The sequence below is a fragment of the Hymenobacter radiodurans genome, assembly GCF_004355185.1.
In the GTDB taxonomy this organism is placed as follows: domain Bacteria; phylum Bacteroidota; class Bacteroidia; order Cytophagales; family Hymenobacteraceae; genus Hymenobacter; species Hymenobacter radiodurans.
The window spans coordinates 54,283-67,601 of sequence record NZ_CP037921.1 but is presented as its reverse complement, the minus strand read 5'-3'; the positions used below and the strand labels follow the sequence as shown (position 1 = coordinate 67,601).

Below are 13,319 nucleotides of genomic sequence, written 5' to 3'. Positions count from 1 at the left end.
GACACAAGAGTCATTTAGAGGTAGCAGGTGCTTCATAAAAAGCATTGATTCTTTGCAGTAAGGGAATCAAAGGCTTTTTACCTGTCATTGTATTGTAAAATAGATTATTGACTGAGCAGTCCAGCGCTTGTTCATCAATTACTTTAATTAAATAAGGAAAGCCTTTTTTCTCTTTTACACCATAAAGCATGTGGGAAATAAATTTGCTATCAGGCCCACAATCAATTTCTTCTCCATCCACAAAAACAACTCTCGTAGTTGGATCAAGATGCGGAACAACAGCATGTTTTGCGAACTCAACACTACTTTTCCGGCTGTTGTAGAAGAAAAAACAACTTCCATCTGCGCGGTGCAAAAACTCTTTGTATTCCTCCTGAAATTTCTTGTTTGAAAAAAATGAACTGATTAGAAAACCGATTAGCGCTAAAATTCCAATAGCAACGAATAGGGCTCCTAATAGCAGGCCAATTCCAATTAAATACTTGGCAAAAAAGGCCAGAATAATCACTCCAACTACACGCAGAATTCTGTCAGACCAAGTGCTTTTTGGGGTTACCATATTAATCAGATGACAAGAGCATTCGTCAGTTATTGGCAAGCTTATTTAGTGCCGCCTGCTTATTCTCTTCTCCCAATTCCCCATCAATCAGCCCGTTGCCGCCGTACACGATTCTTTGCCCCCCAGCGCCACCAGCGTCACGCGCTTGCGCTCGCCGGGCTCGAAGCGGACGGCGGTGCCGGCCGGGATGTTGAGGCGGTAGCCGTAGGCAGCGGCGCGGTCGAAGTGCAACGCGGCATTGGTTTCAAAGAAGGGATAGTGCGAGCCGACCTGCACGGGCCGGTCGCCCATGTTCACCACCTCGATTTGTACCGTTGCGCGGCCCTCGTTGAGGACCAGATCCGTCGGTAGCAGCAGGTACTCGCCGGGTTGGGCGGCGCTGTCGGTGTCCGGGGCGGACTGGGGAGCTTTTTTGGTGAGGCCGGAGCCGTAAAGTGCTAAGTCTGGGTTGCCGGTCTCGCGGCAAATGGGGTGATGCACGGTTACGAGCTTGGTGCCGTCGGGGAAAGTACCTTCCACCTGCACTTCGTCCACCAGCTCGGCCACGCCGGGCAGCACGTCAGCGAGGCCGAGCAGCTGCTTGCCTTTGTCCATGAGGATGGCTACCCGCTCGCCGTCACGAATAAATTCCAGCAGTTGGGTGGCCAGCAGGGCCACGGCTTCGGGGTAATTGAGGAGCAGGCCCCGGGCGTAGCGCTTCTGGGCCACGAAGCCGGCCTGGTGGAGAACGAGCTTATCAAGGTCTTTGGGGGAGAGATGCACGGCGGGCGTTTGTTTTCGGTAGGGAAACGGGTAGGGATGGGGGAAGGTATGCTCACAGATTCACATACATCATCCAGCTGCCGTAGCCCACGCAAAGCAGGGACGACAAGGTGACGGTGCCGGCCTGCAGGCGGCGGCTGAGGCGCATGCGCCGGGTGAAGGGCACGTGACACAAGCCGGCCACCAGGCACATACCCACCAGGGAGCCCCCGCCAAACAACAGGAAATACAGGAGGCTCAGGCTGACATCCCGCAACTCACTCATCACCAGCAGCACCAGCGCCCCACTGCCCGCCAGCCCGTGGAGCAGGCCCACGGCGAAGGCCCAGCCCGGCGCCGCTGCGGTAGGTGGCCGCGGCGCGGGTTTGCGCTGTTCCCGCAGCCGGCTGAGGCCCATGAGCACCAGCAGCAGGCCTACGGTGGCCTCGAAGTAGCCGCCCGTAAGAATGGTGAGCCTGCCCAGCAGGATGATGGCCCCCACGACGACCAAGGTAGTGGTGTGACCTAACCCCCATAGAATCCCCTCGCGCAGGGCTTCCGCCAAGGTATCCCGGCGCGAAATCAAGTTGCCCACAGCCAAAATATGGTCGGGTTCAAACGCATGACCCATTCCGGCTACAGAAGCAAAAATTAAGGGCAACAGGCCTTCCATTTAAAGGGGGTTAAGCATAATATTCCCTAATGTAAGATAACTAGCCTATACATTCGATAGGCTTCTCACAAAATGTTCATTTCTGCTCATGCTAAGGGAACGCCTGTGTTCTGCTTTGGTTTCAGGCGTTTTTTTTCATCGGGGGTAGTCCAAGTCGCTCCTCCGCAACGACGGGCCCTTGGTCGAATCTGAGCGCGCGCCCCCCCACGCCATGTCCCGTCAGATCTTCTACCCCGTGAGCTAAGCGTAAGCAATAAGGGGTAGCAGTCCTGATGGAGGGCTCGACCTGCTGCGGGAAGTCACGGCCGGTAAGTGGAAAATCAGCCTGCTCTACTTCATTGGCCAGGGCCTGCGCCGGCCTAGTCAACTGCATCAGCGCCTGCCCGGCGCCGCCCCCCGCATGCTCAACCTGCAGCTGCGACAGCTCCTGGCCCACGAGCTCCTGCGCAAGCAAACCGTGTCCGCGCCCCCTCACGGTGGAGTACCACCTCACGGGCTTGGGCGAATCCTTGCTGCCCCTGCTCACGGCGCTGGGCCGCTGGGGCGATGAGCACCAGGCGCAGCTGCGCCGAGTCGTGGCGCAGTCGGCCGCAACAGCGCCCATAAGATAAGCCCTGTGGGGCCGTGTTCCGGAGGGCCTGCTCACGAAGCCGCCGCGGTGCGAGGGTAGAAACGGAGGGGCTTCGTCGGGCCAAGGGAAGCAGCGTGGCCGGGGCAACCGGTTGCAGGAAGGAAGTCCTGCGACCGGTTGCCCCGGCGCGTGCAAAGATCCTTCAACCCGATGCGCTCAGATGGCGGCCGTCACGATGAGCATCACGTAGGGGCCATACGTTAGCCTAATGGACTTTAATTAATGGGGCCTGCTGGCGGGCGGGCCATCCGGAGCGACAAACCTGCCGCAGCGCCTGCCGCTAGTAACCACATCCGACCGTGCATGGCTCCCTTGGATAGGTGCGCTAAGTAAAGCTGGTGCTCTCAACTAGAGCACCGCGGCGCACGAGGGAAGGAAGGCAAGAGTCTTTCCTGCAAGCGGGTCAACAAGCGAGGGCCCGAAAGCGCAGGGAGCTTTCATTTCTGAACCGGCTTGTGGGACCAGGCGGGCGAGCGGAGGGGGCGACTTCACCGGTCACTCCCCGTAGGGCCCTTATTCTATGACTTGCTGGGCCTTGCCCTTAACTCGATTCATCGCTATACCTAGAGACTAGCGGTTTGCAAATGAGCCTGTTGCAAGGGCGCGGCGCGGTTTGGTTCAAGCTAATATTTTCGTTCAGGAATAGCAGCGACTTTCCATCCTGCGGCTATCATACTTAGGCTTTTTATCTACATTAGTCGTTCACTCGCCACCCGTTCACCCTGCCATCGTTGTGTTCTATTTACGTGGGCTGTTCACGGGACTATTCGTCACTGGCTGTCTGCCGGCCAGCGCCCAGCAAGCCGTACCGGATAGTATCCGCCCTATCAGCTTACAGGGCGTCATTGTCTCGGCCACTCGGGGGGCAGAATCGCGCGTTACCGTGCCCCAGCAGGTGGACGTATTGTCCGCTCGGGCTATTCGGCTGTTGAACCCGCCCACCACGGCCGATGCGCTCCAGCAGAGTGGCTGGGTGTATGTACAGAAATCCCAATTAGGGGGGGGAGCCCGGTGTTGCGAGGCTTTGAAGCCAACAAGGTGCTGCTGGTCGTCGATGGGGTGCGGCTGAACAATGCCATTTTTCGCGGCGGCCACCTGCAAAATGTGCTGGGCATTGACGCCAACGTGCTCGAGCGGGTGGAAATACTCAGCGGCGCGGGGGCCGTGCCCTACGGGTCCGATGCCTTGGGCGGGGTCATCAGCCTGCACACCAAGCAGCCCCAGCTAGCGGACAGCAGCGCCGCCGCGCCCGTGGCGCGGACCACCAGTCTACTACGATATGCTACGGCCGCTCGGGAGAAGACCGCGCACGCGGATGTAAGCCTGGGCTGGCAGCGCCTGGCGCTGCTGACCAGCGTGACCGCCACCGACTTTGACGACCTGCGCAAGGGACGCCGCGATTACGCCTCCTTTCCGGGCTTTGGCGACAAGCCTTTTTACGTGCGGCGCTTGGGCCAGCGGGATAGTGTACTCGTGAACGCAGATCCTCACCGGCAGCGCGACTCGGGGTACAGTCAACTCGACGTGCTGCAGAAGGTCGTGTTCCGGCCCACCCCCCAGCAGCAGCATCTGCTGAACCTGCAGTACTCGACGACCACCACTGTGCCGCGCTACGACCGCCTCCAGGTAGTGCGTGCCAACGGCTTGCCACGCTATGCGGAGTGGAACTACGGCCCGCAGCGCCGGCTGCTGGCCAGCTATCAGGTTCAATACAGCCACCCGACGCGCTTTTTTGATGCGCTAACTTTCACGCCGGCCCTGCAACTCCTGGCCGAAAGCCGCCTCGTGCGCGACTTTGGCCAGGAGCTGCGGCAGGAGAACCGGGAGCAGGTCCGGGTATGGTCAGCGAACTGGGATCTGCAGAAAACCCTGGGCCACCACCAGTTGCGTTACGGGGCGGAGGTTACGCATAACCGGGTGCGTAGCACGGGTACCGGCCGGAACGTCAGCACCGGGCAATGGCAGGCCATAGTCACGCGCTACCCCCACGGGGCTACCTACGCCACCACCGGTGTATATGCCACGCACCGCTGGCCGCTGACGCCCATCTTCCGCCTTTCCACGGGGCTGCGCGTGAGCACCGTGCGGCTGCGCGGCGAGTTCGATCCGCGCTTCTTTCAGACCGCCGTCCGCCACCTCCGGCAGTCCTCGGCCTCGCTTGATGGCAGTCTAGGGCTGGTGGCGCAGTTGCGGGGAGGGTTCCGCGCCACCGGGCTGGTCGGCACCGCTTTTCGCAATCCCAACGTGGATGACGCCGGGAAGACCTTCGAGCAGAATAATGGCACCTTGCTCCTGCCGAACCCCGCCCTGCGGCCCGAGCGCGTCCGTACGGCGGAAGTAGAGCTGTCGCACACGCTCGAGAACCAATTGCACGTCGCCCTGACGAGTTTCTATACCCAGCTGCACGACGCCCTGACCGTGCAGCCCTACGCTACCCCCAGCGGGGCCGCAACCGTGGAATTCAACGGGCAGACCTACACGACCGTCGCCACGACCAATACGGGTCGGGCGCGTATCTACGGACTCAGTGCCCGTGCCCAGGCCCAGCTAGGCGGGTGGTCGATGCAAGGCAGCCTCACGTACACGAAAGGGCGCGACCTCACGCGGCGCGCTCCGCTCGACCACATTCCGCCCCTGTACGGCCGGGGGGCAATTATTTACCGCCGCCGCGCTTTCACGGGGGAAGCATCGGTGTTATGTAATGGCCGCAAGCGCCCGAGTGAGTTTAGCCCCTCGGGCGAAGACAACCTGGAGCAGGCCACGCCCGCGGGCGCGCTCGGCTGGTACACGGTAACGGTGCGCACCGACTACCGCCTCACCCCGCGCTGGACGGTGCAGGCGGCCGTCGAGAATCTGCTGGACCAGAGCTACCGGCAGTTCGCTTCCGGCATCAGTGCTCCCGGCCGCAACCTGGTGCTGGCGCTGCGCTTCACTCAGTAGTTTAGTCAGGGTTTCCAACCTGCGCCTGGAAAGCGCGCTAGCCGCCTATTCAAGGTTAGCGCGTTGTTTATGGGTGGGTAATCCCTGATAACACTACTCCTGCTACCAACGCTGGTAGCCAAAGTCTTGCCATCCGGCTTACCTTATGGTTCTAATCTAGACCTTCTCCGCTGCCCCATGCGATTCGTGACCCGCGCCGTCTGGCTGCTCTCGCTTATCAGCCTGTTCACCGACCTGGCCAGTGAGATGCTCTACCCCGTGATGCCCTTGTATTTGCAATCTATTGGCTTCTCGGTCTTGTACATCGGGCTGCTCGAAGGCATGGCGGAAGCCGTGGCCGGCCTGAGCAAAGGGTACTTCGGGCAGTGGTCCGACCGCCTGGGCCGACGGGTGCCGTTTGTGCAGTGGGGCTATGGCCTGAGCGCCCTGTCAAAGCCCCTGTTAGCGTGGCTGACTACCCCGACTGGGGTGCTGCTGGTCCGCACCGTGGACCGGCTCGGGAAGGGCTTGCGTACCGGGGCCCGCGATGCCCTGCTCGCGCACGAAGCCACCCCCGCGAATCGGGGCAAGGTGTTCGGATTTCACCGGTCCCTGGATACGGTGGGCGCCGTGTTGGGGCCGCTGGCGGCCCTTGGGTGGCTGGCGGCGTATCCGGGGCAGTACCGGTCGCTGTTTCTGTGGGCCCTCCTGCCGGGGGCAGTGGCAGTCCTTCTCGCTTTCGGCTTGCGCGAGGGACGGGCCGTGCCCTCGGGGCGTCCGGTCGTGCCTTTTTGGGTGGCGTTCCGCTACTGGCGGCAGGCCCCGCCCGCGTATCGACGCGTCGTCGGGGGGCTGCTGGTATTTGCCCTATTCAACAGCTCGGATGCCTTTTTATTGCTGGTGGCGCAAGCGCGGGGCCTCCCCGCTCCCACGGTTATTGGGCTGTATGTTCTCTACAACCTCACCTACGCGCTCTGCGCCTGGCCCTTAGGCCATGTGGCCGATCGGTGGGGGCCGCGGCGCTTGCTGGTGATGGGCTTCGTGGTGTTTGCCGGGGTGTATGGCGGGGTCGCGCTGGCCCACGACCGGTGGACGTTTGGGGCCCTGTTCGTACTCTACGGCGTGTACGCCGCCGCCACCGAGGGGTGAGTAAAGCCTGGGTCAGCACCCTGTGTGCCCCGCGGGACACCGGCGCGGCCCTGGGCACGTTGGGCGGGCTGAGCAGCCTGGCTGCCTTAGGCGCGAGTGCCGGGGCGGGCCTGCTCTGGCAGTGGGGCGGGGTGGCGCTGCCTTTCGGCGTGGCCGCGGTCATGGCGGTGGGCGTGGCCGCTTACCTAGCCCAGGTTCGCGTAGAAAAAGCAGGGAGCTAACCCCTCCGCTCGGTTCGCCGGCGTGGGGGCAAGCAGGAGTACCCCGGACCTTGAACCAGCGCGTCCTAGTGGCCGGCACCTTCCCGGCTGATTTAGAAGCGAAGCTTATTACCTTAGAGGCAGTTGACTGGATGGAAACTTCCCCCGGCAGGTTGGCGCGTCGACTCTCGGTACTCACCCCTTGCTATTCTTTTCTTTTGCCTATGAAACTTCCCCTACCCCTGAATGCCGCTTTGCTTGGCGGGTTGTTTGGTCTGCTGCTGCTCCCAGCCCCTGCCGAAGCCCAGCAGCGCGCCAAGCGAAAGAAAGCCCCCCAAGGCACCACCGCAGTCTATGACACCACCTTGTACAATGGACTGCGGTGGCGCTCCATTGGCCCCTACCGCGGCGGACGGGCGGGCACGGCGACGGGCGTGCCCGGCAACCCCAACCTGTACTACATGGGCACGGCCGGGGGCGGCGTGTGGCGCACCACCGATGGCGGCGGCACCTGGGAAAACATCTCCGACCGCTACTTTGGCGGCTCCATCGGGGCCGTAGCCGTCAGCGAATCGGACCCGAACGTGCTGTACGCCGGCGAGGGCGAGCAAACGGTGCGCGGCAACGTGTCGTCGGGCTTTGGGGTGTGGAAGTCGCAGGACGCGGGCCAGACCTGGGTGAACGTCGGCCTCAAGGATTCGCGTCATATCGGCCGCATTCGCGTTCACCCCAAAAACCCGGATCTGGTGTATGTAGCAGCCATGGGCGATTTGTACGCGCCCAGCGAAATGCGCGGCGTGTACCGCTCCCAAGACGGCGGCAAGAAGTGGGAGCGCGTGCTGTTTGCTAACCCAGACGCGGGCGCCGTCGACTTGATTCTGGACCCTAGCAACCCGCGCATTTTGTACGCCAGCACCTGGAATGTGCGGCGCACCCCCTACAGCTTCTCCTCGGGCGGGCCGGGCTCGGGCCTGTGGAAAAGCACCGATGGGGGCGACACCTGGCAGGATATCTCCCGCAGCGAAGGCTTGCCGACGGGCACCTTAGGCATCATCGGCGTGGCCGTGTCGCCGGTGAACTCTAGCCGGGTGTGGGCCTTGGTGGAAGCGGAAAAGGGGGGCTTATTTCGCTCCGACGATGGGGGCAAGCACTGGCAGAAGCTTTCCGATGACCGCAACCTGCGCCAGCGGGCCTGGTACTATACCCGCATTTATGCCGACCCCAAGGACGCGGACGTGATGTACGTGCTGAACGTGTCCTACCACAAAAGCAAGGACGGGGGGCGCACCTTCCAGGCCGCGGATGCGCCCCACGGCGACCACCACGATCTGTGGATTGCCCCCGAGAATCCTAACCGCATGGTCATGGCCGACGACGGCGGCGCCCAGGTGAGCACCGACGGGGGCCTGAACTGGACCACGTACCACAACCAGCCCACGGGCCAGTTTTACCGCGTGGTTACCGACAACCATTTCCCCTACCGCATCTACGGGGCCCAGCAGGACAACTCGACCGTACGCATTCCGCACCGCACGGCGGGCCGCAGCATCGAGGAGCGCGACTGGGAGCCGACGGCCGGGGGCGAAAGCGCCCACATCGCTGTCGACCCGCGCAACCCTGATATCGTGTACGGGGGCAGCTACGACGGTTTTCTTTCCCGCGTAGATCATAGCACCCAGCAGGAACGCACCATTGACGTATGGCCCGATAACCCCATGGGCCACGGCGCGGAGGGCATGAAATACCGGTTCCAGTGGAATTTTCCCCTGCTGTTTTCCCCCCATGACCCCAAAAAGCTTTACGCGGGCTCCAACCATTTGCACGCCACAACCAACCAAGGGCAGTCGTGGGAAATACTCAGCCCGGATCTGACCCGCAATGACCCCAAAACCCTGGGACCCTCGGGTGGACCTATTACCAAGGACAATACGGCCGTGGAATACTACGGAACCATCTTCGCCATCGCGGAATCGCCGATAGAGCAAGGCGTAATTTGGACAGGCTCCGACGACGGACTGTTGCACATAACTCGCGACCAGGGCAAAACCTGGACGAAAGTGCAGCCCAAAGGCATGCCCGATTGGATTCAGATTAACAGCATCGACGCCCACCCCACCACGAAAGGCGCCGCCTACGTAGCGGCTACTATGTACAAATCCGGCGACTTTCGGCCTTACCTGTACAAGACCACCGACTACGGTAAGACGTGGACAAAAATCACCGCCGGCATTCCCGACACGCATTTCACCCGCGTGGTGCGCGCCGACCCCAAGCGCGCCGGGCTGCTTTACGCGGGCACCGAATACGGCTTGTACGTCTCCTTTACTGACGGGCAGCAGTGGCAGCCGTTGCAGCTCAATCTGCCCCCGGTTTCCATCACGGACCTCACGATTAAAAACGACAACCTCATTGCCGCCACGCAGGGCCGCGGGTTCTGGCTGCTCGACGACCTTACCCCCTGCACCAGCTGAGTGCGCCGGTGGCCGCCAGCAAGTTTCATCTCTACACGCCGGCCGCGAGCTATAAGATGGAGGGACGCGGCACCCCCACGATACCTAAAACTGCGGGCCAAAACCATCCGGGTGGGGTCATGCTACACTATTACTTCGCCCAAAAGCTGGATTCGACCAGCCAGGTGAAGCTGGAAATCCTGGATGCGAGCGGCAAGCGTATTCGCACGTTCACGAACACGGAGCGGGAGCTGGGGGGCAAAAATTTGACGAAGGCCGAAAAAGCCAAGGTAAAACGGGAGCTGCTGCCTACTCGTAAGGGCCTGAACCGCTACGTTTGGGATTTAAGCTACCCCGATGCAAGCCAGTTTGAAGGGCTTATTCTGTGGGGGGCGGCACGCAGGGGCCTAGGGCCGTGCCGGGCACCTACACAGCCCGCCTGACGCTCAACCAGGAAACGCAGGAAGCGACCTTTAAAGTATTGCCTGACCCGCGCAGTAAAGCCACCCCGGAGGATCTGCAGGCGCAGTTTACCTTTCTGCAGGAAGTGCAGCAGAAGCTCACCGAAACCCACAATGCCATTCGCGATATCCGTACCCTGCGCGGGCAGCTTACTGCCATTACCGGCCCGTTGAAGGATCAAGCCAATGCCAAGGATATCGTGGAATCGGCCGCGGCCATTGACAAGAAAATCACCCAGATTGAGGAGGCGCTCTATCAAACCAAGAACAAGAGCGGCCAGGACCCCCTGAACTTTCCTATCCGCTTGAACAACAAACTAGCGGCCCTGGTCGGGCAGGCCAGCACCGGCGACTACCGGCCCACCGAGCAGGCCGTGGCCTTCAAGAAGGAAGTGACGGAGCAGATTAATCAGCAGCTCAATCAGTTCAAAATGATCCGGGAGCAGGATCTGCCGGCCCTGAACAAGCTCATTCGCGACAAGCGTGTGGATGCGATTACGCTGCCTCCGTCAGCCCCACCCACTGCTCCCAGTAGCTTGTAAGGAATACGTTTATAAAGCAAGGTGTGTAGTAAAAAGCCCAGATCGACTGTTCGGTCTGGGCTTTTTGTGGCTGCCGAGGAGAAGCTAATGTGGCAGCTAACAGCTTCGTCAAGCGATAAACTTTATCCCCCGAATGAATAGCCGCCTGCTTTCCTGCCGTCGTGAGGAAGATCCTCGGACACTTCCAGCGAGGATGGATTCGCCTGGTAAAGACTGCATCGTATCCTTAGTTGGGCGCGGTAAAACAAGGTTTAGGAACGCCGATTTTTCGGACCTTATTTAAAGACCTATAAGGCCCCTATTGTTCCATTTGGTATCTCTGCATGTTGAGGGCCATACACAGGTCCTCATGGAATTAGCGGGTAAATCCGCTCAAAAGGAAGGATCCCTCTATGGGGTAAAAACGCCGCCCGAAAACCGTGCTTTCGCGGGCAGCCGTGAGGGTACATAACGTGTTCGAATAAAGGGTCTACTTCAAACATCTCCTCTTCCCGTTGACCAGCTAGGATAAGGCCTTGTCGCATATGCTAGCCCTTGGGTAAAACTAGACGACTAGCCACCTCTTGGTTTCTTTCCGTACACAATTACAGGTCTTCCCCTTGGCTTCGGCGCAGCGGGGGGCTGCCGGTATTTCTTCTACCCTAGTCTTTTTCCCATGCATATCATTTTGGGTGCTACGGGCCATATTGGGTCGGCGCTCGCCCACCTGCTCTTAGCGCGCGGCGAGCCCGTTACGCTCGTCTTGCACACCCCGGACCACGCCCCGCACTGGCAGCAGCACGGCGCCCAGACGGTGGTGGCGGACGTGCACGACACGTCCGCCCTCCACGCTATATTTCGCCAGGGTCAGCGCTTATTTCTGCTGAACCCGCCGGCGCCACCCGCCACCGACACGGCCGCCGAAGAGCGGAAAAGCCTGGCCGCTATTCTCGCTGCCCTCCCCGACTCGGGCCTGCACAAGGTAGTGGCCGAATCCACGTACGGGGCGCAGCCGGGCACCCAGGCAGGGGATTTAGGGGTGCTCTACGCCATGGAGCAAGCCTTGGCCGCGCAGCCGATTCCCACCAGTATTATTCGCGCCGCCTATTACATGAGTAATTGGGACCCGGCCCTGGCCAGCGCCCGGCAAGCAGGAACAGTGCCGTCGTTGTATCCCGCCGACTTTCAGCTGCCGATGGTGGCTCCGGTGGACATCGCCCGCATCGCGGCCCGCTTGTTGACTGAACCACTCTCGCAGACGGGGTTGCACTACGTGGAAGGCCCCGCGCGGTACTGCGCGGCGGAGGTAGCCGCGGCCTTGACGGACGTGCTGCACCGGCCCGTAACGGTGGAAGTAACCCCACGGGCCGAGTGGACCCAGGCCTTGCAGGCGGTGGGCTTCTCGGCGCCGGCGGCCGAATCGATGGCCCACATGACGGGTATCACGCTCGATCAGCAATACGAGCTACCCCCGCACCCGATTCGGGGCACCACGACCTTGCACGCCTACTTCCACCAACTCGTTCATCAGCACTCGGAGCGCTAGCCTCCTTCGTCCTCGCGTCTGGTCAACCAGCAACAGGGAGGATAAGCGGCGTTGATCTGGACCCAAAAAACGTCCCCGTCCTAGTCGGTTTAGTCTGTCCAGAAAATGGGTAGGCAAACACCTGCCTGAAACAGCCTTTCTGAGCAGATTTTAAGGATCGATAAAGTGTCCGTTAACCGGAGGTTTGGCGGGGGGGTAAAAGGGTCCGTCAAACGGACCCTTAGGGGAGGCTTTACGTCGCTATCAGTAGCTCCTACAAGGGCGGTTTGTGGGCGCCGTGGTAGGTCCGTTTTCCCAATCCTGTCAGGACGCGCTAGCGCCTTCAGGAACGGCGAACGGGAAGAGGGCCCGCCGTGAATCCACCACCTCCCCTCGGTTAGGCCGCCGCGGGGACCGCGTGGGGGAGGTTGTCTTCTTCCTCAGCCAGTGCTTACTCCGGGCCTGAAGCGGCCGCTCCACGTAGTTCCACGAGCCCCAGGCCACGGCCCCGATGAGTAGCAGGGATTCGACCAGCCAATAGCCATACGCGCTACTTTCATAAAAGGGCAGGTAGCGGTTCAGCCGGTCGAGCACGGGGTACGCGCAAGACAGAACCGTCAGGTGGTAGAGGTAAATGCCGTAGCTCAGCTTGCCGATAACCAGTAAGGGTTTCGTCGTCAAGACGGCGTTCACCATCCCGCCTTCCTTCTCTCCCCGCACTACGAAGTAGCTGATGAGCCACACGACCAGCACGGCCACCAACGTGCGCTGCGGCAGCGGCGGCGCGAACCCAAACGCGCTCGGAGCCACCATCAGGGCTATACTGGCGAAGGCCAGCCCACACAGGCCGCGGTATAGTTGGGGCAGGTACTGGGGTTTTTCGAGGACTACCCAGGCCAGCAACGCGCCCAGACCCAAGGCATCCAAACACGTGTGCGGCAGCACATGACTGAAGTCGGTGGCGGGGACGGCGTGCTGGCTGTAGAGGCCCACGCTGACAAAGAACGCTATCGCATAGGGCAACCACGGCCGCGGGAGCAGCAGCAGCACAAAGGGCCACAACAGGTAAAACTGTTGTTCCACCGCCATCGTCCACAGGTGCGCCAGCGGCCCCCAGTCCTGCTGCTGGTAGATGACCAGGTTGGAGGTGAACGATACATAGGGGCCATAACTAGCGGCCGGTAGGCCGCGCAAGAAAAAATCCAGCCCCACCAGCAACACATAGGCAGGATAGAGGCGCAAGGCCCGTTTGACAAAGAAGTGGAGGAAGACGCGGAACTTGGTGAGGCGCTGGAGCGCCACCGCCTCGCGGTCCTTCAGCAGCAGGGCCGTGATCAGGAAGCCGCTGAGGGTAAAAAAGATATCGGGCCCGGAAACTTTATCGGAAAGGGTAAAGAGCGGGTGGCTTTTCGGCACCGTATGATTGATCAACACAAACAGGATAGCCAGGGCCCGCAGGGCATCGAGTTGAGCAATGTAGCGCATACAAG

The 13,319-nt window shown here is 61.0% G+C and carries 10 protein-coding genes and 1 pseudogene; 7 read left to right on the top strand and 4 right to left on the bottom strand.

All coding sequences use genetic code 11. The annotated features are described in order from the left end of the window. Positions 1-10 precede the first annotated feature (10 nt). The 3 genes from EPD59_RS00305 to EPD59_RS00295 form a co-directional block, all read right to left on the bottom strand. On the bottom strand, positions 11-559 hold the full coding sequence (locus EPD59_RS00305; protein WP_133271042.1) for a hypothetical protein: 549 nt from the start codon (positions 557-559) through the stop codon (positions 11-13). 87 nt (positions 560-646) lie between these two features. After that, the gene (ureA, locus tag EPD59_RS00300; RefSeq protein WP_317128353.1) at positions 647-1,321 is read right to left on the bottom strand and encodes an urease subunit gamma; all 675 of its coding nucleotides are present in this window, start codon (positions 1,319-1,321) and stop codon (positions 647-649) included. A 52-nt stretch (positions 1,322-1,373) separates the two neighbouring features. Then, a complete protein-coding gene (locus EPD59_RS00295) occupies positions 1,374-1,973 on the bottom strand; it encodes an urease accessory protein (RefSeq protein WP_133271041.1) in 600 nt (199 codons plus the stop codon). A 272-nt stretch (positions 1,974-2,245) separates the two neighbouring features. Between EPD59_RS00295 and EPD59_RS22045 the strand changes: the two genes are divergently transcribed. The 7 genes and pseudogenes from EPD59_RS22045 (at position 2,246) to EPD59_RS00270 (ending at position 11,850) form a co-directional block, all read left to right on the top strand. Beyond that, the gene (locus tag EPD59_RS22045) at positions 2,246-2,584 is read left to right on the top strand and encodes a winged helix-turn-helix transcriptional regulator (protein WP_449404372.1); all 339 of its coding nucleotides are present in this window, start codon (positions 2,246-2,248) and stop codon (positions 2,582-2,584) included. Positions 2,585-3,337: 753 nt separating this feature from the next. Then, positions 3,338-3,673: a hypothetical protein gene (locus EPD59_RS21435; RefSeq protein ID WP_165963416.1), complete on the top strand. Its 336-nt coding sequence runs from the start codon at positions 3,338-3,340 to the stop codon at positions 3,671-3,673. Then, positions 3,616-5,544 carry a TonB-dependent receptor plug domain-containing protein gene (locus EPD59_RS00285; protein ID WP_165963415.1) on the top strand — a complete coding sequence of 643 codons (1,929 nt, stop codon included), beginning with the start codon at positions 3,616-3,618 and terminating at the stop codon, positions 5,542-5,544. Before EPD59_RS21435 ends, EPD59_RS00285 begins: the two co-directional genes overlap by 58 nt. 177 nt (positions 5,545-5,721) lie before the next feature. Further along, entirely contained in the window at positions 5,722-6,672 is a 951-nt protein-coding gene (locus EPD59_RS00280) for an MFS transporter (protein ID WP_317128352.1), read from the top strand. Further along, positions 6,669-6,893, top strand: coding sequence for a hypothetical protein (locus tag EPD59_RS23380; RefSeq protein WP_317128351.1), 225 nt, complete (start codon positions 6,669-6,671; stop codon positions 6,891-6,893). Before EPD59_RS00280 ends, EPD59_RS23380 begins: the two co-directional genes overlap by 4 nt. Before the next feature lie 203 nt (positions 6,894-7,096). Continuing rightward, positions 7,097-10,325: pseudogene (locus EPD59_RS00275) on the top strand (WD40/YVTN/BNR-like repeat-containing protein). Between the two features lie 655 nt (positions 10,326-10,980). After that, the gene (locus tag EPD59_RS00270; RefSeq protein ID WP_133271039.1) at positions 10,981-11,850 is read left to right on the top strand and encodes an NmrA family NAD(P)-binding protein; all 870 of its coding nucleotides are present in this window, start codon (positions 10,981-10,983) and stop codon (positions 11,848-11,850) included. Between the two features lie 303 nt (positions 11,851-12,153). Here the strand turns inward: EPD59_RS00270 and EPD59_RS00265 are convergent, their stop codons facing one another. Then, positions 12,154-13,314, bottom strand: coding sequence for an acyltransferase family protein (locus EPD59_RS00265; RefSeq protein ID WP_165963414.1), 1,161 nt, complete (start codon positions 13,312-13,314; stop codon positions 12,154-12,156). Between the last annotated feature and the right edge of the window lie 5 nt (positions 13,315-13,319).